This is a genomic window from Algibacter lectus (assembly GCF_900112395.1).
GTDB lineage: Bacteria > Bacteroidota > Bacteroidia > Flavobacteriales > Flavobacteriaceae > Algibacter > Algibacter lectus.
This window is the reverse complement of record NZ_FOLN01000001.1, coordinates 267522-291668: the sequence shown is the minus strand read 5'-3', so window position 1 is coordinate 291668 and position 24147 is coordinate 267522. Positions and strand designations below refer to the sequence as shown.

Genomic DNA, 24147 nt, shown 5'->3' with positions numbered 1-24147 from the left:
TTTTTGTATTTTTTTTGCTTTAAATTTTAGTATTGAAGCTATCGTGTAAGAAAGTAATAAGTCTATTTTATACTGCTACGTTTCCTTATTATTCTAATTGAATAATTTCATAAAATGGCAAAGTCGCATAATGTAAACTGGATTATATATAATTGTTAAAAAATTGATAATTCTTTGATATTGAGGTTTTTTTATTCAAAACAAACATCTAAAAGCAATGCGTGCATCGTATATTTATGACAAGAAAAAGAAATGCGCCATGAAAACATTAAAAGAATTAAAAAACAGATTAGAGAAACTTAATTTTGGAAGATTATTAAATTCTGAAAAGAGTAAAAAAAATGAACCAAGAACTTTAATTACAGCATCAACTTTTGATGATGAAGATTTGTTTATGTTCATCTAAACGAGAACTTTCTATTCGTTTATAAAAATAGCTGATTTAGCTCAGCGAGCAATTTTATACTCTCCATTTAACCTAATCACAATTTATGATTCTACTCATAATTGTGAATCATGAATTTTTGCGCTTTAATTATATCTAGATTTGCTAGATCTTTATGGCAAATTATGTTCCTGTTTTATTCTTAAAACGGGTTTTTTTATTAAAATTTTTAAATTATTTTCTTTTTTACGGTTTTCCGTAAAGATTACTTCTACGAAAACTATAAGTTTGATAACTTATAAAAACCGCTCAAATGTTTAAATGAACGATTAAATACATGAATAATGATGTTTAATTATTGTTTGTAAGCCAAATCTGTTAATTTGGTTTTTATTTAAAAATCAAATTAAGCGTAATGACAGAATATATAAACTACGGAAACTATAGTATGTTTCAAGGGAGTTTTTGCTGTAAATGTTATAAAATAAATATTAATGATGTGGTAATTGAAGATAAACAATTAAAGCATTTATAAAAAGAGATTAATGGCATACCATAATAATGAAGATATTTTTGGTGACGAACCTATAGAACTGATAATAGGATTCGAAAATAAATCAGTAAATACGCTTGATAAACAAAACAAAGGAAGTTTTGAGGAAATAAAAAGATGGATTGACAATAAAACAATAAAATGTTTCTTTCAAAAAAAGAGAGGATGAACACAAAGTAGTTTTTCACGTTGAAAAAAAGTAAATAGAATTTATTTTTGAATGGCAAGAGCAAACTTTTGACTATAACGCAATAATTAATCAAAAATCGAAAAATGTAATATCTGAAATTCAATGACTAAATTCAGAAGAATATACAATAGTCCAAACCTGTAAAATAAAACTAATAGATTTCAAACTATCTAATTTCCCAAATAGAGAATTAAATGAATTATATGGTAGGTTTTGTAATCTTGAAATATCGCCAAAATCAGAAATTGAAAATCAGCAAGAAATTTGGATAAATGGATTGAAGCTCAACAACTCATTCTTAATAAAAATTCTCAACCATTAGAAATAGTCAGTTACCACCAACCTATAAATATTCACGAATCACTCTATCAATTTCGAGTTAAGTTAAAACAAGAAGAAAATCCAGAGTTTAAGAATATTGAAAAGACTATTTCAGAAGAACCTTTCAATTTAAACGAAAGGATAAATCTAGATGGAAGTTTGTTTTTGAGATTAAAAGATATTAGTGATGTACTAGATAGAGTTATCCAAAAAGATTTTACAACCATACTCGAAAGGAATAATCAAATTGCTTGTGTTCTTAAAATCACACCTTTTTCTATATCAAATAAAATTAGGCATTATTACAAGCTAAACTTTAAACAGAAAGTAATTTTTTTGATTAAAGATTTAATGTGTTAGTTTCTTAACCACTTCTGCACTGCCACAGAGAAATGGAATATATTGAGGAATTTCTATAGGAATAATATCCAAAATACGCTTAGATTCACTCGTTGCTTTTCCACCAGCTTGTTTGGCAATAAAAGCGATGGGGGGTGGCTTCATAAAATAGCTTTAATTTTTCATTTTTATTAGGTTAATTATAAAGTGTTTTAAAAGAAATAAAACTATAAAATTTAAAATAAAAAAAATCTCAGATCAAAATATGATCTGAGATTTTTAAATACACCAAATTTCTTTGGTGTCAGCCTTATAAACGATATCGTTTATAAGGCTAATTTTATCCTTAACTAATCGATGTCGATTAGTTGAGGGGAACATTGAAATATTATTTCATAATAACAAACTTTTTAACGACAGTGTTGTTTGATACATTCATTTTTAGAAAATAAATACCTGTTGGTAAGCTTGATGTATCAATGGAAGACGAAGCGGAATTAATAACTGTAGATTCTACTAGAACGCCACTTATATTATAAACTTCCACAGCTGTATTGTCTAGAGAAACACCGCTAATGTTTAAAATGTTTTTAGCAGGAACTGGGGTTAATAAAATGTTATTTGAATTAGCTAGTTTATTGTCATCAACAGAAAGACTTTCTTGTAGTTTGAAATAGAATTTTACATCACTAATACTGTTCCAATCATTAGTTTCATTTCCACGGCCTATAATTTTAATATAACGTGCTTTTCTGGAAACGGAATAAGTGTCATAAGATCCCGTAGTTTTGCTACTTGATAAATCTTGCATGACCTCCAAATATGTTTGGTTATCTCTAGAAACTTGGATATCGAAATAATCAAATCTTGTTAATCCGTTTTCAAAGTTTATCTCTAAATCGCAAAGTTCATAAAGCTCTCCTAAGTCATAAAGTAAATATTCTCCATCACCCATAGCTGTCCATACTGTTGTAGGGTTATCATCTAATGTATTCTCCGGACTAGCAGATGAACTTGCTACAACTGATACAGGCGTAACCTCTAAACAAGATGTATTATTTTCTTCAGGTCTACCATTAGGGAAGTATAAGTCTATAATGGTTTGTATTTGATTTATTATAGCTTGTGATTCTGTATTGCTATAGCTATTCCAAAACTTATTAAGGAAGACCTCATAGTAACTTTGTGCAACATTACCGTGGTTTACAGAACTACTGTTTGTTATTTTACTTTCAGAATAGTCTTCTAAGCCAAAATTTCTGAAGGCTGTATTATCCATAGGTACTATGGTTTTATAATACGATAATTGATCGTAAATAGCTGTAGATTTCTTTACATCACTATTTTGAATTTCTGTTTCTAAACTATTGAAATCATCAGGATGAACCCCCCAAAAATGAATGAGTGGTCGTAAATCGTAACCTGCTGCTTGTGACATTCTTAACAAGCGGTCATCTGTTGGAACGTTATTCACATCACTATCATAATTTATTTCGCCATTCTCATAACTTTCACTTAGGTTCTCATAATGAGATTCTAAAGCTTTCCAATCAAAAAGCCTAACAATATCAGCGTATTTACCGTGTCCTCTTGGTTGATAAGAAAATTCTTGGCGATATTGACCTGTTTGTTTGCTCATTTCATTTCCTAATCTAAAATTTTCAGCAATCATCCAGCTAATAGCAGCTTCTTCAAGCGTATGGTTCAATCCATAACCATTAAATGATTCTTCAAAAGCTTTATTTAATTCTATTCCAAACTTTTTGTTATATACGGCAACCCAAAGGAAGTTTACCATAGATTCAATTTCTCCCGGAAACTTGTACATTTTTTCAGCATGTCCTTGTTCGTGGAAAAATACATTTGCTAAATAGCCTCTAGCATTTCGTGGGCCATTAATTAAATAGTTATTGTAATACCCTCCGTAATTGGTGAAAGGGTTATAAGATACGTTAGATTGTGGGTATCCAGGAAAGTTTGCCGTACCTCTTTTTATAACATCTACTTGCATGTAGATTACCGTTTTAGATCTAAGAAGCGGTCGCCCTAAAAGTTCAGAAATGGCATCCATAGACATATCCCAATCGTCCATTGTAGTTTCAAGACTATCATAAGCAGAAACCCAAGACGTTGGTACTTGCATCATTACTTTATCGGTTTCAATATCTGTCCATGGCACATCACGTAAACGTTCTGTGTTTTTCCAGTCTGTTAGGCTTGTTGTGTTTGCTGCTGTTCTTGCGTAATATGGAGAACGCACTACGTTTTTTAATGTGATATCAACGATACCTAAATCTTTTTGGTAAGGTACGTTTATGTATATACCACCACCTAAAGGATTGGCTATGGTAACAGTTGTACTATTTATCTCGTACTTTGTTGTTACGCGGTCCATTCTTTTAATGGTTGTTTTCTTGGTTAAATCCCAAGTATGTGCACCTACTAATATAGAGGCTCCTATACCAACTAAAGACGAAGGTACAGTTACTTCTGCTACACTTCCTGGTGCTAAATAAGTTCCTGTAGGGCGTCTAGCATCTTCAGTTTCATAATTAGCTTGTGTACCTGGTTTTCTTACATGTGTTCCGTTAATTTGAATAGTGAAACTCTCTGTAGGATCAGTTGGTTGTGCAACCGAACCAGGGAAATATTCAGATGTTTTAAATAAAATATTGTTGAATAGATGCGGGTAGGCTGCTAGATTATCTGTGGTGTATGAATGATCTAAAACCGACTGCATAATTACAAGTATTGTGTTTTCTAACTCATAACCAGATGCGCTTCTATTATATCCGCCCTTTGTTGTAGAACCAAGAGTAAATAAACCCCCATGGTTAGATTCGTATAGAGCAATGATTTCTAAACCTAATGCGATAACATCAGGATTGTCTATAAATAAAAGGTTATCAATATTAATAGCTTTTCCTGAGGCTTCCAATTCGGAAGCCGATAAAGTTGCTGTGCCTAAAAGGTGATTTTTTACCTTATTTAATTCAGATAACATGACAGTGTTATCGGTTACAATATAGGTGCTTACTCCAAATAAATAGGCATCATCGTATGCTGCATAATACTTTGTATTATCGTATGTTCCTACAGATTTAGTTCCATTCCATGTTTTTATAGATGTAGAAAAGTTTGATGGGTATGTCCATTCAATATACATAACACCATCATGAAATGCTGCAAATTTCCAGTATTGAGGGTAAACTACAACATCTTTTAAAACAGCAAAATGGCTTATTGTTGATCCATCCCAAGATACAATTTCACTGTTTTCAACTGCAGAGCTAAAGTATAGAATCTCATTATCTGCACCACCCAATATCCAGTTTTCAGGATCAGAAAAAATATTATTTAAATTACCATAATTAGATCTAATTCCAGTGCTGCTATCCCAAATATCAATCTGCCCATAATTAATAGATGTAGCATTTGTAATCTGGTAATAATAATTAGTACCATCTAATGCTAATAATTCCCAGTCTTCAATTTTATTAAAAGTAGAGTTTGTAACAATATTTTCTAGTAACGAAGAACTCGATTGTTGATATGCATCTATTTGTCCAAAGGTAGTTGCAGTTCCGTTAGATTGCTCGAAAAACAGGTCTTGAGCAAAAGCTGATGGTGCTGTTATTGCACATAATAGCCATGTTAAAAGTTGTTTAAATCGTAGTTTTTTTTTCATAATTTAAAAGTTATTTTAGTGCGGTTGCAACTTCGATAAAGAAAGGTTCTTTTTGAAATATTAACTGCTAAAGTGTTTATTTATACAATATTATGTTTTTTAAGTAAGAAAATATTACACCTTATTAGCGTGATATGATACTATCTTGATAAAATTCTATTTTTAATTTCTATGAGAATGCATTGATAAAGGGCTTTGTAAATCAAAAAAAAGCCTATACAATAAAGTTATTGTGTAGGCTTTTAGCTTGTTTTTAGTTCTACAATAATCTGTATAAATTAATTAGAACTACACATTGAAAATGTGGGTTAAATTATTTTGGGTTACTATTTATTTTTGAACATAGAATTTTACATCGCTAATACTATTCCAATCGTCGGTTTCATTTCCACGACCTATAATTTTAATATAGCGTGCTTTTCTAGAAATGGAATAGTTATCAAAATCCTTTTTTGTTTTACTACTAGATAAACCTTGTTTCACTTCCATATACGTTTTGTTTTCTCTGGAAACCTGTATATCGAAATAATTGAACTGATCCTTTTTGTTTTCAAACTTAATCTCTAAGTCGCAAATATCATAAATAGCTCCTAAGTCATAAATTAAGTAAGCATCATTTCCTTGTGCTTTCCATGATGTTTTAGGATTGTTATCTAAAGTGTTTTCAGGATTTAAAGCTGTGCTTGCTTTTACGGAAACAGGAGCAATTTGCTCACAAGATGTATTATCTTCTTCCGGTCTACCATTAGGGAAATACAAGTCTATTATAGTTTGTATTTGGTTAACTGTTTTCTCTGCTTCTGGTGTATTGTAATCATTCCACCATTTTTTTAAGAAACCTTGATAGTAACTCTGTGAGGCATGATCGTAAAACGTAGCATTTTTTATTTTTTCAGATTTAAAATCTTCTAGGCCAAAAGCTCTAAAAGCTTCGTTATCTTTTGGTACTATAGTTTTGTAGAAAGATAATTGATCGTAAATAGCTGTAGATTTTTTTAAATCGTTCTTTTTAATATCAGCTTCTAAGTTTTTAAAGTCTATTGGGTGAATACCCCAAAAGTGAATAAGCGGACGTAAATCGTAACCAGCTGCTTGAGACATTCTTAAAATTCTGTCGTCTGTAGGAACTTCGTTTACACGGTTTGGTTCAGAAAAATTTATCTCTCCTCTGTCATACATTTTGCTTGTGTTGGCATAAAAGTCCTCAATAGCTTTCCAATCAAAAAGACGTACTAAATCGGCATATTTTGCATGGCCTCTAGGTTGGTATGAAAACTCTTGACGCATTTCTCTTGTTTTAGAACTCATGGTATTTCCAGATCTAAAGTTTTCGGTAATCATCCAGCTTATGGCAGCTTCTTCAATAGAATGCGATATGCCATAGCCATTAAAAGATTCTTCAAAAGCTTTGTTTAACTCTACACCATATTTTTTGTTATGTACAGCTACCCAAAGGAAATTAATCATAGATTCAATTTCACCTTTAAACTTATATATTTTTTCGGCGTGTCCTTGTTCGTGAAATAATACGTTGGTTAAATAACCGCGTTGGTCTCTTGGTCCATCTGTTAAATAACTACTGTGGTAACCTTTGTAGTCTTTGTACGGATCGTAAGACACGTTAGATTGTGGGTATCCAGGGAAGTTAGCTTTTCCTCTTTTTATGATATCCACTTGCATGTAAATGGTTGTTTTAGATCGTGTAGTTGGTCGTCCTAAAAGTGTTGAAATCGCATCCATAGCCATATCCCAATCGTCCATGGTTGTTTCAATGCCATCAAAATTATAGATCCAAGAAGTTGGTACTTGCATCATAACCTTATCGGTTTCAATATCCGTCCAAGGGGCATCGTGTAATCTTTCAATATTTTTCCAATCACTTAAGCTGGTTTGGTTTGCAACTGTTCTTGCATAGTAAGGCGATCGAACAACATTTTCTAATGTAATGTTTAGAATGCCTAAATCTTTTTGGAAAGGAACGTTTATATAAACACCTCCACCTAGTGGGTTTGCAATGGTTATGGTGGTGTTATTTATGGCGTACTTTGTTGTAACACGATCTATACGTTTAATGTCTTTTTTCTTTGTTAAGTCCCAAGTGTGTGCGCCTACTAATATAGATGCTCCAATACCAACTAGTGATGATGGAACGGTTACTTTTGCAACGCTTCCCGGTGCTAAATAACAACCTGTTGGTCGTCTAGCATCTTCGGTTTCGTAATTAGCTGGTGTGCCAGGTTTTTTTAGGTGTGTTCCATTAATTTTAATGGTGTAGCTTTGAGAAGCATCAGCAGGTTGTGCTACTGCTCCAGGGAAATATGAAGAGGTTTTGAATAATCTGTTTTTAAAGAGTTTTGGATAGGTTGTTAAGTTTGCTTCTGTATAAGAGTTGTCTATAACAGCTTGCATAATAACAAGCATTACATTTTCAAGTTCAAAGCCAGCTGCTGTTCTGCTATAGCCTCCCATAGATTTGGTGCCTTTTGTAAATAAACCACCATGTTTAGATTCATATAAATCAATTATATCTAATGCACTTTCAATAACATCAAAATGGTCTGCAAATAATAAGTCGTCAGCTTTAATAGCTTGGCCTACTGTTTCTAGTTCGGTAGTTGATAATACAGACTTATTAGAAAGGTGTTTTTTTACTTTCTTTAATTGTGCTAATAATGCTTTGGCTTTATTTGTTTCGCTAGACTTAATGTTTGTTGAAGTAGATCCTACTGATAACAAATTATTAGTGGCGATAGATGATGAAGATATTGCAAGCAAGAGCAATAGTATAAAATGTTTAACCCTTATTTTTTTTTGCATGATTAAGTAATTGTTTAGGAATTATTTTAAAAGTTTAGAACTTAAGAAAAGCTAGTGATTATTAAAAACAGCTTTCTGGTTCTATTTTAATTACAAAGTTAAAATTGTAGTATGAAAGATATGTGCAACTTATTAGCCAAAAATCATACTATTTAAACAAAATGATATGATAAAAGTGTTCAGTTGTCATTTAAAACCCACAAGAAAAAAATAATAATGAAAAGAGACCTACCAATTCCCGGCTATTTCACTGTTTGTATGTGTTGGGTTTTTGTTATTTAGATTTAGTAATTTCTTTTTTGTAAAAAGGAATTACTGAAAATATGTAGTTAATAATTTAGAAATATAGGTATTTAATTAATCCTGTTTTTTAATGGTTATTATTGCTGACCAACCACCGCCTGGAGCCATTTTTGCTTTAATTTTTGAATTCGAATTCACTTCTATTAGGTCCTTTTTATAGTCTTCTGCAAAGCGGTTTGCGTTTACTCCATCTTTAAATATTTCCATGTTATAGTTTCCTGCTTTTAAAAACGCGAGATCTAATTCCAAGGCTCTCGGAGACCAATCTGTCATAGCTCCAATGTACCAAGTGTTATCTTTTCTTCGGGCTACAGCAATATAGTCACCTATGGCGCCGTGCAATACGATAGTTTCATCCCAAATGGTTGGAATTTGTGTAATAAAATCTACCGTTTCTTGTTCTTTATAATAACGGGATGGCGAATCGCAAAGCATTTGTAAAGGGGCTTCATAAACAACATACATAGCCACTTGGTGAGCACGGGTTCCCATACTCATTGGGCGTTTTCCTTTTACTATATAATTTGCTCGTTGCCCGTTGCTCATAGCGCCAGGAGTATAATCCATTGGGCCTGCTGCCATTCTAATAAAAGGAATGGTTACATTATGTTCTGGGGTAACATCTTTACTCCATTTGTTGTTTTCGCTACCTTTTACACCTTCGTAATTAATAACGTTTGGGTATTGGCGTCTTAAGCCAGAAGGTTTAAATGAACCATGAAAATCTACTAATAATTCGCGTTTAGCACATTCCATGGCTATTTGCTCGTATGAATTTACCATATATTGGTCATTACGCTGCATAAAATCCACTTTAATACCCTTTGCTCCCCAACTTTTGTATTTGTCTAAAATAGTAGTAAGGTTAGCGTCAAGTGGTTTCCAAAGTGTCCAAAGAATAATATCTACACCTTTTTCTTTGCCGTATCTAATTAATTCTGGTACGTCAATATTTGGACTATAATCGAGAATTTCTGTGGTAGATTTAGTCCAACCTTCATCCAGTATTATGTATTCTATTTTATTAGACGAAGCAAAATCGATATAATATTTATAGGTAGCAGTATTTAGTCCGGATTTAAAATCTACACCATAAATGTTGTTCGCATTATACCAATCCCATGCCACTTTACCAGGTTTAATCCAGTCGGTATTTTCTATAGCTTGTGGTTTTGCTAATTGATAGGTTAGATTGCTTTCTATAAAGGTGCGATCATCATCACTAATTATAAAAACCCTCCAAGGGTATGTTTTATTATCCGATGCTTTTGCTATAAAATCGGCTTCTTTATTGATGGTTTGGTTACGGTCTGGCTCCATTTTATGATCTACAGCTTCAAGAACAAATTTTGGAAAAATAGCGTTTACTGTTGAATTCCCATTGCCTTTTAAAAACATTCCAGGATAATCGTGAAGCGCGGTTTCTGTGAATAATACTTTTGCTGTATCTGTATTAAAAACTACGGGTAAGCTACAAAATTCGGTAGCTGGTATTTCTGCGACCACTTTGTTTAAATATAAACGCTCATTGTGAGAGTACATGGAGTTTTCTTTTGGGAAAAAGGAAGTGGCATCTTCAGGAAAAGTAATGTTTAATGTCTCTGCCTTAACGTTGCGGTTTCTTTTGTTTTTATCTGTAAATTGATATGCAACACCATCATTGTAAGCGCGGATTTCTAGTTGGTACTTTCCTTTGAATGTAAGCACTAATTGTGTGTATTCATCTTTAATTTCGGCATCTTTATGAGGTACCCCAGGATAAATCATTGAAGTGGTTTTTTTAGTAGCATGCGCTTTGACTTGGGCATTTGTACCAAAATTTTCACCTGAAGTGAAATCCATACCTATTTTAACATCTTTAATAATGGTGTGGCCTTTTAATGAAGCCGTCCAAGAGATGTCTTTGTCTACTTTAAGGTGAAGCTGTATGGTTTCGTTAGGCGATTTTATGGTGTAATCTTGTGAATATGTTTGATGAATTATCAAAAACATAATAAGCACGAGCACTATTTTTTTCATCTTAATTGGGGTTTTAATTTGTTTAGTTTTTATGGTGTTGGTGGTATAAAACATAACGTTATTTATTAGCTTTTAAAGTGTAGTCTCCTTCGTTTATTCGAAATAAAATATGGTTATCTACAGCGCCAAGATATTTTAATACATGCTTGTTTTTTATATGTTTACCGCGGTTCCAAATGGTGTTATTATTTATTTTTATAAGCTGTGTGTTGCTTGATGGGATTCCTACTATAGCTTCTGTTCCTTTTGGAATAGATACATTTAGTGTGAAAAGTTTTTCGGAATTTTCATAATTGCTTTTAATGATACCTTTTACAGATTGAATTTCTGCTGAAGCTGATTTTACCGATCCAGGGTTGGGAATAATTTGAAAAACAGTATATCCGGGTTTAACAGGTTCTATACCACATAAATATTGTGATAGTATCGTTAAGGCTCCACCGCTCCAAGCATGATTGGTTGTACCGCCTCCAAAACCTTCTTCTCCAATGCCCCAACCTTCGAAAAGGGTCGTGTAGTCTGGGTGATTTACCATGTCGCCAAATCGTTTTTTCATTCTGGTAATCCCGTAATCTACATAGCCCATTTGAAATAAAGCTTCTAAAACATATTTCTCCATATATGGACTAGCATGTTCTTCGGTTTTAAAGGTTTCTAATAAAGCAGGGTGTTTTTCTAGATCTGCAATACCTGCAACAATGGCAAGGGCTTGAGATCGGTCATCCGTTTTTCCTTTATAAAGAGGATGACGATAGGCTTTACCTGTCCAATATTTAGTGTTGTAAACCTTTTTTATACGTACCATAGCGGCGTTGTACTCAGCAATATCTTCGGTTTTATTAAGTGATTTAGCCATGTTTAAAGCGCCTTTTAAGGCGAGGTAATAAAAGCCATTAGTAATAAGTTTCATGTCTTTATTTCTACCCCAATCCCCCCAAGACCAATCGCCTTTTCGGAATACTATGGAGCCATCGTCATGTGTTTGCCATATTTTTAAATACTTTCGTACGCCTTGATATAAATCTTGCATGGACTGCTTGTCACCGGTGTTTAGGTAGTAGTTCCAAAAGCCGTAGTAGCCAACACTAGCAAGCATTTGTACGGGGAGTTCTTTACTCCAATTTCCTGCGGGAACCGGGGAGAACAATGTGCTGTCTGCTCTTTGCCAATTAATTAATTCGTACATACCTTTTTTTAACAAAGCATGGCTATTGGTGTCTAGTGCGTAAAACGCCTCTCCGCCTTCATTAACTGCGTCTCCCCACCATTGTGCGCGTTCACGATCTGGACAATCCATGTAAGTATCACGCATGGTTACGTAGAGCGTGCGTAAGGATTTTTTCCAGATTTTATTTAAAAAAGGGTCCGAACTGCTAAAGCTTCCAGCAAATTCGGTATCGTAACCTGTTTCTCTATATTTAAGGTCTAGCACTTTTACACCTGCGGGAATTTTATATTCTACCGTTTGGCCATTCATCCAACCATAGCTTTCATATTCCTGAATTCCTTTATTGGATATATATTGCGCATATACATTGGGAGATCCGCCACCCATAAAGTTTTCAGTTTTTATTTCGATTAATTTACCTGCATCTTGGGTTTCAATCTTGAGATAGGGCGTGATTTGAATATTAGATGGTAAGGTGCATATAATAGTGGTGTCTCTATCGAACTGAATAGGGAATTGCGGTGCTTTTATATACGGTTTTAATTTTGAATCTTTCCATTGAGGAATTGGTCTAAGTACTAAGTTATTCCATGGTGCCATTGGTGGCTTGCCTATTATTTTGGCTTGCTTCCAGTGGTTTGTTTTGTAGTTGGGGCTTTGCCAATTCCCAATATCTTTTTGTGCATTATAGCGTATGCTAGATTCTGGTAATCGAAAATTAGGAAGTGGTTCTGGGCAGCTTTCGTAAGCTGTGTTTTGTGTTACTTTCCAGGAGCTATCACTAATGATGTTTATGCCTGGTGAAATACATTGGAATAGGAAGCCAAACTGACCACTATTTTTATGTGAGAATCCCTCTTTGCCAAAAAACCAACCTAAAACAGAAATATTGTTTTCGCCTTTTTTTAGATATTTAGAAATATCTATTTCATCATAATATGTGTTTTTTGGGGTAGGGCCACGTTTTAGTCCGCCTTCAAAAACAACGAGTTCTCCATTTATCCAAAGCCAATATTTACTGTCAATTGCAATTTGAGTTAAAGCCTCTTGAGGCACTTTTTTAAGTGAAAAATCTTTTCGAAAACTATACCAGGAATTTACTTCATTTTTAGCGCTAGCATCGGTAATCCAATTGGCTTGCCAATCGTTTTGAGCTGTTGCGTGGAATACGTAAAATATTATAAAAATAAAGAGCAGTCGTTTTTTCATAGAGCCATGTCAAGTTGAGGGTTGTGCTTTGATTTTTTTCGAATATCGTTTCGTTTAATCTGCAGTATTTGGTTCTTAAAAGTCTTTTTGTTTAGCTGAAAAATAAAAATCCAGTACTTTTAAAATTATATGATAAATTTAAAAAAATACTGGATTTTAATGATGTGTCTTTAAAAAACTACAAATATTATTTTACAGCATTATTAAATGATTTAAGACCTCCAACAATAGGTAATTCTAGCGTTGTTTTGTCTAAATCGATTGTTAATTCAGTTCCAGGTTTTGGGTGTAAGGTGTATTCCTTATCACTTGAGAAAATCATTAAACCAATTTGTTGGCCTTTTTCAATAATTTGATCATCTGGTATTAAATCAAAAGATACTTGGTAAAACTTACCTTTTTTTAATGGTTCACTTTTGCGTATCGATTTGTAATTCTGTGGATCTGCCCAACCGCGTGTTATAATATTGTCGGTTATTTTAGTCGTTTTATGTTGATCCCAAGGTAGAGATACTAACCAAACCGAAAGGTTGGCGGCAGCTTTACTACTAGAAACATTTATAGTTATTTTTGGAATTCCAGAAAGATGAACGTTTTCTTTAAAAATAGGAGTAACGTATAATAAACGGTGTTCCGTTTCTTCAGCACTAGCTAGTGAGGATCCATCAAAAGAATAATTATCTACTAAAGTTTCTGTGCCTTGATTATCTGGTTTAGCGATACTTAATTGTCCAATTTTTGGAGCACCAGCGTTTAGGTGTAGGGTTATTGGAGAAGCGTCAGGATTTGGATAATCAGTATAAGGTGTTGGGTTTTCTTTGTCATCGTTTTCACGAACTATCCATGCACGGGGATCATTTTCTACACCATTTTCAATACCATGTAAATAGTGTGTAAACCATCTATTCATTAAGGTTAATGGTGGTGGTCCTCCGTGTCCATTTTGGTGGTAGTAGATTTGAGAAGGGATCCCCATTTCTCTAGCTTTATTGTAGATTCTATAGCTATGCTCTGGCATAACATTCCAGTCATTAAACCCGTGCGACATCAATAAAGCCGCTTTCATAGGTTTCATGTCATTAATATAATCTCGTCCAGCCCAAAAGTCGTTATAATCGCCAGTAATTCTATCCATGCCGTTCATCATTTCTTTGTCTCTGACTGTGGCACTATTGTAAGCGCGTTTGGATTCGTCTCCACTATGGACAAAATCGAAAAGCACATCAATATCTTCTCCTAAATAACCACCTGGAGATCTTACTAATCCATTAGATCTGTAGTAGTGATAATATGACGTGTTAGGGGCGATTGGAATAATAGCTTTAAGACCTTCTACACCTGTTGTTGCGGCAGCTAAAGGAATGGTTCCGTTGTATGATGTACCTGTCATTCCAACGACACCGGTAGACCAATATGCATGAACTTTTTTATCTCCATATGGAGATTCGTAACCAGGTATGCGTCCGCACAACCAATCAATAACAGCTTTAGGTGCTAAAGATTCGTTATCGCCTCCAATAGTTGGGGATCCTTGAGAAAGTCCTGTTCCTGGAGATGATGAGTGTACTACAATATAACCTCGTGGTACCCATTTTCTAATATGTGAATTTGAAATAATTGGTCGTTTTCCTTTTCTATTAACGGGTGTATGTGTACGCGGTTTTCCCATTTCACCCAATTCATGATTAACATTCCAAAATAACGCAGGCGTGTTTTCGGCAGTTCCAGCAAAATATGGGCTAGAAACATAAATAATTGGTAATTTAAGGCCTTCCGTATCGGTTTGTATTGGTCTTGTAACCGCTACGTGTACTCTGTCTAGTTTATTGTCGCCGTCGGTATCAAATTCTGTTTCAACCCAAAGGTCGTGTCTAATCCAATCTTTAGGGGCGTCAAATCCTGGGACAATTTGAGCTTCTCCATTTTTAAAAACTGGAACAGATTTTTCTGTAGTTTGTGCGTTCGCAGAGGTAATGGATGCTATTAGTATTAACGAAAAAAGGGATAATTTACTCAGTTTTTTCATGATGTCTTTATCTTATAATGTTTGATGTTATCAGATCATCCGAATGGTTCTAACATACGTTTTAGCTCTTTTTAGAATCGGATTTTTATGTTTTGATAAATATTTAAATTAATAAACTCCGGATTGATTTCAATCCAGAGTTTTTTAAATTATATATTGTATAAAGGTTTTCTTTTAAATTTGAAAATGAAAACTTGTATATTTTTTGGTGTTGTTTAATTAAATATCAATTATTTGATTTCAACCATTTTTCTACCAAGTCTACTTTCTTCAGATTTGAAACACATTACATGACTTTCAATAGAAGCATCAATAGTAGATGTTAATAGGGTTGCATCTTGTTTAGAAACCGCTTGTAACCAATCTGCAACCAAACGTAAATCTCCACCACCATGGCTATCATAGATACCACCTCTTTTTCTTTCTACTTTTCTTTCGGTTTTTTTACCTGTTCTAAAATCGGTGTGTGTGTAAGTGTCCATATCTCCAACGATATCTCCCATAGACCCCATGATACGTGTACGCCTTCCGTGATAAGCCGTAAATGCTTCCATTGAGAAATTAGCTGTAATACCATCTTTAAATTGCATAGAGCTTACGTAATGATCAGGTTGATCATTGTCTGATTTATAAACACATTTACCGTAGTTGGTGGTTCTTAATTTTTCCATGATGTATTCCCCTTGTTTTTCTTTGTCTTTTGGTAAATCAAATACATGCGTTCTTTGTCTTTTTCTATAATAGTTGTTTACAGCAGAATAAGGACATGTAGATTCAACAGCACAACCATCTGTACATCTTGCTGTGCTTCCTTCTGGTGCGTTTTCTTCTTTAAACCATTTTACGTTGCCGTAAGAGGCTATACTTTCACAAGGCTCGTTTATTAGCCATCTCATGATATCCATATCATGACAAGATTTGGCTAAAATTATAGGGGTGCTCGTTTTAGAGTTATGCCAGTTTCCTCTAACGTACGAATGCGCCATGTGAGTATGTTCAATCGGTTCAAAATGGTCAATACTAACCAATTCACCTACTGCACCATCATCAATCATCTTTTTTAACTCAATAAAATAAGGGGCGTATCGAAGTACGTGGCACACAGCTACAATTCTATTCTTTTCTTTTGCTAACCTTAAAATATCTAAACATTCTTCTTCTGAAGGAGAAATCGGTTTTTCTAATAAAACATCATAACCCATTTCTAATGCCTTCATACAAGGTGCGTAATGTAATTGATCTGGTGTAGAGATGATAACGGCATCGGCAAATTTTGGTCGCTCAAATACACGTTCCCAAGTATCAAATCTGTTTTCATCAATGATATTATATTTTTCTGCGTATCTATTATTTCTTTCAGCTACAGGTTCCGCAACTCCAATAATATTCATTTGGTTTGGGAAATGTACGCTATAATTACTATAAGTGTTTCCTCTAGCGCCCGCTCCAATAGTTATAACAGTAATGGGTTTGTCTAGGCTTAGTGGGTTTAAAAAGTGCTCGCTAATACTTGTAATTGGCTCTTCTAGATTAGTAGCTTGTAGCGCATTTGGTATAATAGCTGCTCCAGCTAAAAGCCCAAGGTTTTTTAATAGGTCTCTTCTTTCCATTTTAAGTAATTATTAAGTTTTTGTATTTTAAATATATTTAATTAACTCTGTTTCTAATAAGAATAGTTACAAATCTAATATAATTAAATAAACTTTGTAAAGTCTTTTTAATTTTAATTAATATTTTTATTGAAAAAAAAATATTTGACTCTAAAAAAGTGTTATTGTTGATTTTTTACATGATTTTACATTGAAATAGGGCTTATTATTAATAATTAACTTTAATTTAATGTGATTTTAGTTATTAAAGTTATTTTAATAACTTTTTATTTGATATTTTTGAACCATGGCTATAAGGCGGTTTATTTAGACTAAAAAATTGATATGATGTCATTTCTTGTCTTAGCTTAATTTGTGTAAATAGATAAAACATTATTTTTATTATGGGAATAAATGGTCTCTTTGGAAAATGGTTAAAATTTGTGAAAACAAAATGCAATATATTATTAGTGTTTTTGGTTTTTTCAAACGGTGGTTCTTCTCAAGAAAAAAGGCATGCTTATAAGGATGTTACTTTGTCAATAGAAGAACGGGTAGAAAACCTTTTGTCTGTAATGTCTATAGAAGAAAAGGTGGCTCAAATGCGGATATTTCATGCGAATATTGGTGTTCGTGCAAATAGTAAAGGTGGTTTAGAATTGTCTGATAAGGTCATAAGTAAACTGGGAATTGGAATTGGTGGCATTAAGAACCCTGGCGAAAGTTTAAGTCCGTTAGAAGCTGCGAAGCTTAATAATGAATTGCAAGAATATATTATAAAAAATAACCGTTGGGGGATACCTGGGCTTTTTGTAACAGAGTCTTATAATGGTGTTGATGCGGAAGGGTGCACTGTATTTGGTAGGCCTATTGCATCTGCAGCATCGTTTAATCCTGAATTGGTGCAGCGCGTTTGGGATGTTGTGGGTAGGGAGGCTAGATTGAGAGGTATGCATATGTGTCATTCTCCGGAGGCAGACCTTGTTCGTGATCCTAGATTTGGTCGTATGTCTGAAGCATTTGGAGAGGATACCTATTTAACAACACAAATGGTTGTTAGTGCAGTAAAAGGTGTGCAGGGTGATTATGTTGGTTTGGGTAATGGAACGCATATTGGGGCTGTGGTAAAGCATTTCGCTGGTTATGGCCAAGTGTTAGGTGGTACCAATTTTGCTGCGGTGGAAATATCGCCTAGAACATTGGAAGATGAAATTTATCCTTCTTTTGAGGCTGCTGTAAAAGAGGCTGAGGCTTTAGGTGTTATGGCGTCTCATGCCGATTTGAATGGTATTGCGAGTCATGGGAATAAAGCTTTGCTTACAGGAGTTTTACGTGATAGATGGGGTTTTGATGGGTATGTTGTTTCTGATGCCAATGATGTTGCGCGTCTTTTTTCTTTTATGAAAGTTGCAGAATCAAAAGAGGATGCTGCAATATTAGGATTGGAAGCTGGAATTGATGTTGATTTGTATTCTGAAGATGCTTATGCTTTGTTGCCTGAAATCTTAAAAACCAAACCTGAATTGATGACCTTGATAGATCGTTCTGCGGGAAGAGTGCTGCGTACTAAATTTATTTTAGGTCTTTTTGAAAACCCATATATTGATACCAAGTTGGTGGCGTCGAATGTACGTTCGGAGTCTTCTTTAAATTTAGCTCAGGAATCCGATTTAGAATCAATAATTTTATTAAAGAATGATGCTAGTTTGCTACCTCTAAAAAAGAGCGGGTTGAAAAAAATAGCACTTCTTGGTCCTTTGGTTGAAGCAGGGACTAAAGTAGCATTCGAGGAAGTTGTTGGTTCGGAAGTTTCGATTGTGGCAAATCAAGGGTTTCATCTTACAAACGAAAATAGAAGTACACCGAAATTGTTGCCTAGAAATGACTTAGCGATAGAGGAACTTTTAGAAATTGCTAAAACGTCGGATGTGGTTGTGCTTTTTCTGGGTGGTGATCGATTTACTTCTAAAGAAGCTTTTTTTGGAAGTGCACTAGGGGATCGGGCAACTATTGAGCCTGTTGGCTCGCAAGATGAACTCTTAGAAAGGGTGAAGCTTTTAGGTAAGCCGATTGTTGTGGTGCTTAAGCATAGAAGAACGTTGGCTATTAATAAAATTTCCGAGTTGGCGGATGCTGTGTTAGATGGTTGGGATTTAAGTGAAAAGGGAGATAATTCTTTTGCGAAAGTTATTTTTGGAGAAGTGTCGCCGTCAGGAAAACTACCAGTTACTGTGCCTAGGTCTATCGGTCAATTACCTTTTCATTATAGTGGTAAAGAAATAAATAATAAGAAAGAGTATCTCTTTATGGAAAAAGGGCCATTGTATCCTTTTGGTTTTGGATTGAGTTATGCTAATTTTGAGTATGCTAATTTAAAATTATCTTCAGAGGTTATTACGCCAGAAACTGAAATTGAAGTTCGTGTTGATGTAAAGAATACCAGTGCTATTTTAGCAAAAGAGGTTGTTCAGTTATATATTAAGGACGAGGTTGGGTCTGTAATGCGCCCAAATAAAGAGCTTAAGGCTTTTGAGAAGGTTTTAATTAAAGGCGGTGAAACAAAAACCGTACGTTTTGTTATTACACCAAAAATGTTAGAGTTTACTGGTGTTCATATAGAAAAAGTATTAGAGAAAGGTGCTTATACTATAATGGTAGGAACTTCTTCTAGTCAAGGTGTAACAGGTAAGTTTGAATTAAATAAATAGTTTGGGGAATAATTGGAGTTGGAAGTAGGGAATTTGTTTTTTTTCGACAAACAAAACAAGTATTTATATTTTATAGTTAATATATTGTTATCTTTTTAAAATTAATATAAAAAGTATTTATTTTGTTTTAATGTAAAAGGATTTTTCGTACATTATACTAATGATATTAGAAAGTTATTTTAATATCTTTGAACCCACAAATTTTGAGTGATATGAAAAAGGAGTATGCAAAAATGGACGTAGGCTTGTTACATTTAGTTAATAAGAAAGTTGTCCTAGAGTTAATTAATCACAATGGTCAAATAAGCCGATCAGATTTAGCTAAAAAATCGGGTTTAACCCCGCCGTCTATTACGAGAATAGTAGACGAGTTGATACATGTTGATGGTTTAGTAGAAAGTCTTGGGGTTGGTAACTCTAGTGGAGGAAGACCTCCAGTAATTGTTAAATTTAAAAATGATAATAATTACATAGTAGGGATTGATTTAGGGGCTACTTATATTAGAGGATGTATGGTGGATCTTAATGCTAATTTTATTTCTGAAATTCAAGTACCAACAGAATTAAATAAAGGATTTAGTTCTATTGTTGATAAGGTAATTAAAGTAATAAAAAAACTTCAAAAAAGAAAAGAGCCAAATTCTAAAATTTGGGGTATTGGTATTGGTGTAGCTGGTTTGGTTAATAGTGAAACTGGTATTATAGAGTCTTCTCCTGATTTTGGTTGGTCTCATGTTGATCTAAGAAAAGAATTAGAAAAACATTTGGATTTACCTTTTTTCTATGATAATTCAACCCGCCTTATGGCATTGGGCGAATTGAAAATGGGAGCTAAGGAGAATCAGAAAAATTTTGCAGTAATAAATATAGGTTACGGTATCGCTTCCGGTTTGGTTGTAGAAGGTAATCTTCTTAAGGGTTATTCTGGTTTTGCAGGAGAACTTGGTCATATTTCTGTAGATACAGATAGCGAAGTGCAATGCAAATGTGGTATGTATGGATGTTTGGAAGCTTTAGCATCTGGTCATAGAATCGCTTCGTTAGGTAGGGAAGCATTACTAAATAATACTTCGGAGATATTAAAAGAATTGAGTGCTAATAATGAAAGTTTAATTACTGCAGAGTTAGTGGCGGAAGCAGTAAGTAAAGGTGATGTTACTTCAATTAAAATTTATGACGAAGTAGCGGAATATTTATGTAAAGGAATAGGAACCATAGCTAACTTGTTAAATCCAGAAACGGTATATGTTGGTGGTGGAATTTCTCTAAATGGGAGATTGCTATTTGATTTAATAGAAAAGAAAAAAGATAAATACTTGTTGGATGCAAATACCAAAGTAAAGATACTTCCTTGTACACATGGGGATCAAGCAACTTCAATTGGAGCAGTGTCATTGGTTTTGGAAAAAATATTAAATCTAGAATTAACGGGTGTTTAGAAAAGAATAAATTATTTAATATTGGTAAGTGTAATAAATCTAAAACATCATGTTTATTTCTTTTTGGGCTTATCGAGCAGTAATTATAAGCCAAGTATGAAAGAGTTGAAATATACTATTGTTTTAATAATTTTAAGTGTATTTTTTGTTGGCTGTAAGGGTGATGTAAAAAATAATACATCAAAAACCGTTCGTAAAAAACCTAATGTTATACTTATAATGACTGACGATCAGGGTTATGGTGATTTGGGTGTTCACGGAAATCCTTACGTAAAAACTCCAACAATTGATGAATTTTATAATAAAAGTGTTCGTCTTACAGATTTTCATGTAGACCCGTCTTGTTCGCCAACGCGATCAGCTTTATTAACAGGGAATCATTCGGCGCGTGCTGGTGTTTGGCATACTATCGGAGGTCGATCATTGTTGAAAGAAGGTATGGTAACTATGCCTGAAGTGTTTCAGGATAATGGTTATGAAACTGCTGTATTTGGAAAATGGCATTTGGGGGAAAACTATCCTTTCAGGCCTATAGATCGAGGGTTTAAAGAATCTATTGTTCATGGCGGCGGCGGCGTTGGTCAAAACCCAGATTATTGGGGCAATAATTATGTAGATGATACCTATAAACATAATGGTAAATTTGAAAAATACAACGGTTATTGTAATACCGTATGGTTTGATCAAGCCTTAAACTATATTAAAAAAAACAAGGAAAAACCTTTCTTTTGTTATATCCCAACAAATTTACCTCACGCACCTCTTATTATAGAAGATAAGTACGTAGAGCCTTATAAAGGTAAGGTGCCCGACCGTATTGCGAATTATTATGGTATGGTGAGTAAGATAGATGAAGATATGGGGACCTTGTTTAGAGAGATTAAGAGTATGGGATTAGAGGAGAATACCATAGTTATCTTTATGACAGATAACGGGCCTTGTCCATGGTTTGGTGGTGTGGTTATAGATTTTGAAACAGGCTTTGTTGAGGAAGGTTATACGGATGGTATGCGCGGTGGTAAAATTTGGGGGTATGAAAATGCACATCATGTACCGTTTTTTATGCGTTGGCCAAAAGGAAATATCGAAGGTGGTAAAGATATTGATGCTATTTCGGCTCATATTGATGTGATGCCAACCCTAATTGACTTATGTAATTTAAAGGTCGATGATAAACTTAAAATGGATGGGCGTAGTTTAGAACCTCTGTTGCATGGAAAAGCTAAAGACTGGAATGATGATAGAACTGTAATAATAGAGAATCAACGTGTAGAGTATCCTGTAAAAAATAAAGAATATCAGGTCATGACAAAACAGTGGCGATTGGTGAAGCGAGAAACTAACGAGTTGTATAATATTAAGGCAGATCCAGAACAAAGACATAATATCGCTTCTAAACATTTAGATGTTGTTGATGATTTATACAAACGCTATGATAATTATTGGGAAGATGTGTCGGTAGATTTTGATAAATATGCTCAAATTCATATAGGTACGCCTTATGAAAACCCAGTAACACTTTACCCGCATGATGCTCATACCCGTAATAAAAAGAAAATATGGGTTATTAATGTAGCTCAAGATGGTAAATATGAAATAGGTCTAAATCGAGCGCCAAAAGAATCGGGATATGGTATAGTGAAATATAAAGAAGGTGATAAGAAAATAGAGGCTGGAAGCGCATATCTTAATATCGGGAATGTTTCTAAAAAGAAACCGATAATTAGTGACATGAAAACGGTAAAGTTTGAGGTTAATTTAAAAGCAGGGACTACTTGTCTTGATGCTTTTTTTGAAATTAATGCTAGCGGAAAAACCTTAGGTTCTCCATATTTGTATGTAAATTATTTAGGCGATGCTGACCAAGCGGAAAAAGAAAGTTATGTGGCATCCAACCCTGACAGAGTTCTAAAAGATAATTATAAACAAAAAGTGGTGCTTTTCGATTAATGCACTTCAATATTAAATTTAAATAAATTCATGAAAAAGTTAATTAGGTTGATGCCTATTCTGTGTTCTTTGTTTTTTTTAACTAGTTGTAATACTAAAAACAAGGAAGTCGTTGAGATTGCTAAAAAAGAAGAAAAGCCAAACATTATTTTTGTTTTAACAGATGATCAGCGTTGGGATGCCTTAGGTTTTTCGGGTAACTCAATAATAAAAACTCCTAATATGGATTCGTTAGCGAATTCTGGTGTGTATTTTAAGAACGCTTTTGTGACTACGCCTATTTGTGCAGCGAGTAGAGCAACTATATTAACCGGTTTGTATGAGCGTACACACGATTTTAATTTCGGAAAGCCAAGTGTTAATAGCAAGTACATGATGGATAGTTATCCGCGTTTACTTAAAAAAGCTGGATATAGAACAGGGCATGTAGGTAAGTTTGGTATTAGAGTGAATCGTGGTATTGAGGACTCTTTATATAGTTCAATAACCAAAACTAGGTATCCTTATTTAAAAAAAATTGATGGGAAAGAAGTGCATTTAGCTGATATTAACGGTAACCATGCTATCGATTTTATAAAAGAAGAAAAAGGAAAACCTTTTTGTTTATCGCTTTCTTTTTGGTCTCCACATGCTGATGATGGCTCTGAAGAGCAGTATTTCTGGCCTAAGTATATGGATAGCTTATATGTGAATAATGAAATACCAACTCCGGCAACAGCAGATCCTGCTTTTTTTGAAGCTTTACCAGATTTCATGAAACATTCAATGAATCGTAAAAGATGGTATTGGAGATATGATACACCAGAGAAACGTCAAAAAATGGTTAAAGGGTACTATAAGATGATTAGTACCGTAGATAGTGTTATTGGTAGAATAAGAGCAACTCTTAAAGAAGAAGGTTTGGCAGATAATACCGTAATTATATTTATGGGGGATAATGGTTATTACTTAGGTGAACGTGGTTTTGCAGGAAAATGGTTAATGCATGAGCAGTCACTTAGAATACCTATGATGATTTATGATCCAAGAGAGCCGGAAGAAAATAGAGGGAAAACTTTTGAAGACATGGTTTTAAATCTAGATATTGCGCCAACCATTTTGGATTTAGCAGGGGTAGATGTACCAAGCTCTTATCAAGGAAAAAGTTTAACATCATTTTCTACAAACCATACTGAAAAATGGCGTGCTTCAGCCTTTTTTGAACATCAGCGTGAAGGGGAGTCTTTACTTCCTAAAACAGAATGTTTTCGAGATGATACTTGGAAATTTATTCGATATGAAGCAACTCCAGATTTTATTGAACTTTATAACTTAAAAGACGACTTTAATGAGGTGAATAACTTGGCTTTCAATCCTAAATATAAAGATCTTGTAGCGTTATACTCTAAAAAATGTGATTCTTCAGTAGTTGAGTTGATGTCAAAGCGCGTAAAAAAATAAAAT

Annotated in this window: 14 protein-coding genes; 7 read left to right on the top strand and 7 right to left on the bottom strand. The window is 33.9% G+C overall.

Annotated features, from left to right (window positions below):
• Nucleotides 1-217: 217 nt before the first annotated feature.
• From BM246_RS00970 to BM246_RS00965, 3 genes are all read left to right on the top strand, one after another.
• A complete protein-coding gene (locus BM246_RS00970) occupies nucleotides 218-406 on the top strand; it encodes a hypothetical protein (RefSeq protein WP_042500530.1) in 189 nt (62 codons plus the stop codon).
• Nucleotides 407-930: 524 nt separating this feature from the next.
• Entirely contained in the window at nucleotides 931-1107 is a 177-nt protein-coding gene (locus tag BM246_RS19885; protein WP_175489758.1) for a hypothetical protein, read from the top strand.
• Between the two features lie 285 nt (nucleotides 1108-1392).
• A complete protein-coding gene (locus tag BM246_RS00965) occupies nucleotides 1393-1809 on the top strand; it encodes a hypothetical protein (RefSeq protein WP_074935428.1) in 417 nt (138 codons plus the stop codon).
• Here BM246_RS00965 and BM246_RS19880 read toward each other — a convergent pair.
• From BM246_RS19880 to BM246_RS00935, 7 genes are all read right to left on the bottom strand, one after another.
• Nucleotides 1798-1953 (bottom strand): hypothetical protein, encoded by a 156-nt coding sequence (locus BM246_RS19880; protein WP_175489757.1) that lies wholly within the window; start codon nucleotides 1951-1953, stop codon nucleotides 1798-1800. The genes BM246_RS00965 and BM246_RS19880 overlap by 12 nt on opposite strands.
• 223 nt (nucleotides 1954-2176) lie before the next feature.
• Complete coding sequence (locus BM246_RS00960) at nucleotides 2177-5476, bottom strand: M60 family peptidase N-terminal accessory domain-containing protein (RefSeq protein ID WP_074935427.1); 3300 nt, start codon at nucleotides 5474-5476, stop codon at nucleotides 2177-2179.
• A 330-nt stretch (nucleotides 5477-5806) separates the two neighbouring features.
• Nucleotides 5807-8293, bottom strand: coding sequence for a M60 family peptidase N-terminal accessory domain-containing protein (locus BM246_RS00955; RefSeq protein ID WP_074935426.1), 2487 nt, complete (start codon nucleotides 8291-8293; stop codon nucleotides 5807-5809).
• A gap of 357 nt (nucleotides 8294-8650) precedes the next feature.
• Nucleotides 8651-10615, bottom strand: a complete 1965-nt coding sequence (locus BM246_RS00950) for a glycoside hydrolase family 97 protein (protein WP_074935749.1) — start codon at nucleotides 10613-10615, stop codon at nucleotides 8651-8653.
• A 58-nt stretch (nucleotides 10616-10673) separates the two neighbouring features.
• Nucleotides 10674-12992: an alpha-L-rhamnosidase-related protein gene (locus BM246_RS00945; RefSeq protein WP_074935425.1), complete on the bottom strand. Its 2319-nt coding sequence runs from the start codon at nucleotides 12990-12992 to the stop codon at nucleotides 10674-10676.
• 187 nt (nucleotides 12993-13179) lie between these two features.
• A complete protein-coding gene (locus BM246_RS00940; RefSeq protein WP_074935424.1) occupies nucleotides 13180-15018 on the bottom strand; it encodes a Xaa-Pro dipeptidyl-peptidase in 1839 nt (612 codons plus the stop codon).
• 230 nt (nucleotides 15019-15248) lie between these two features.
• Nucleotides 15249-16628 carry a Gfo/Idh/MocA family protein gene (locus BM246_RS00935; RefSeq protein ID WP_083415663.1) on the bottom strand — a complete coding sequence of 460 codons (1380 nt, stop codon included), beginning with the start codon at nucleotides 16626-16628 and terminating at the stop codon, nucleotides 15249-15251.
• A gap of 422 nt (nucleotides 16629-17050) precedes the next feature.
• On the opposite strand from BM246_RS00935, the gene BM246_RS00930 reads away from it, so the two are divergent.
• From BM246_RS00930 to BM246_RS00915, 4 genes are all read left to right on the top strand, one after another.
• Nucleotides 17051-19315 (top strand): glycoside hydrolase family 3 N-terminal domain-containing protein, encoded by a 2265-nt coding sequence (locus BM246_RS00930; protein WP_231961790.1) that lies wholly within the window; start codon nucleotides 17051-17053, stop codon nucleotides 19313-19315.
• Between the two features lie 233 nt (nucleotides 19316-19548).
• Entirely contained in the window at nucleotides 19549-20754 is a 1206-nt protein-coding gene (locus BM246_RS00925; protein WP_175489756.1) for an ROK family transcriptional regulator, read from the top strand.
• A 21-nt stretch (nucleotides 20755-20775) separates the two neighbouring features.
• Nucleotides 20776-22704, top strand: a complete 1929-nt coding sequence (locus BM246_RS00920) for an arylsulfatase (RefSeq protein WP_139221819.1) — start codon at nucleotides 20776-20778, stop codon at nucleotides 22702-22704.
• 30 nt (nucleotides 22705-22734) lie between these two features.
• Nucleotides 22735-24144, top strand: a complete 1410-nt coding sequence (locus BM246_RS00915; protein WP_083415662.1) for a sulfatase family protein — start codon at nucleotides 22735-22737, stop codon at nucleotides 24142-24144.
• Nucleotides 24145-24147 lie beyond the last annotated feature (3 nt).

Bases quoted from the DNA above. Each gene is read 5' to 3' on its own strand.
- BM246_RS00970 (WP_042500530.1), top strand. From the start codon at position 218: ATGCGTGCATCGTATATTTATGACAAGAAAAAGAAATGCGCCATGAAA.
- BM246_RS19885 (WP_175489758.1), top strand. From the start codon at position 931: ATGGCATACCATAATAATGAAGATATTTTTGGTGACGAACCTATAGAA.
- BM246_RS19880 (WP_175489757.1), bottom strand. From the start codon at position 1,953: ATGAAGCCACCCCCCATCGCTTTTATTGCCAAACAAGCTGGTGGAAAA.
- BM246_RS00960 (WP_074935427.1), bottom strand. From the start codon at position 5,476: ATGAAAAAAAAACTACGATTTAAACAACTTTTAACATGGCTATTATGT.
- BM246_RS00955 (WP_074935426.1), bottom strand. From the start codon at position 8,293: ATGCAAAAAAAAATAAGGGTTAAACATTTTATACTATTGCTCTTGCTT.
- BM246_RS00950 (WP_074935749.1), bottom strand. From the start codon at position 10,615: ATGAAAAAAATAGTGCTCGTGCTTATTATGTTTTTGATAATTCATCAA.
- BM246_RS00945 (WP_074935425.1), bottom strand. From the start codon at position 12,992: ATGAAAAAACGACTGCTCTTTATTTTTATAATATTTTACGTATTCCAC.
- BM246_RS00940 (WP_074935424.1), bottom strand. From the start codon at position 15,018: ATGAAAAAACTGAGTAAATTATCCCTTTTTTCGTTAATACTAATAGCA.
- BM246_RS00935 (WP_083415663.1), bottom strand. From the start codon at position 16,628: ATGGAAAGAAGAGACCTATTAAAAAACCTTGGGCTTTTAGCTGGAGCA.
- BM246_RS00925 (WP_175489756.1), top strand. From the start codon at position 19,549: ATGGACGTAGGCTTGTTACATTTAGTTAATAAGAAAGTTGTCCTAGAG.
- BM246_RS00915 (WP_083415662.1), top strand. From the start codon at position 22,735: ATGAAAAAGTTAATTAGGTTGATGCCTATTCTGTGTTCTTTGTTTTTT.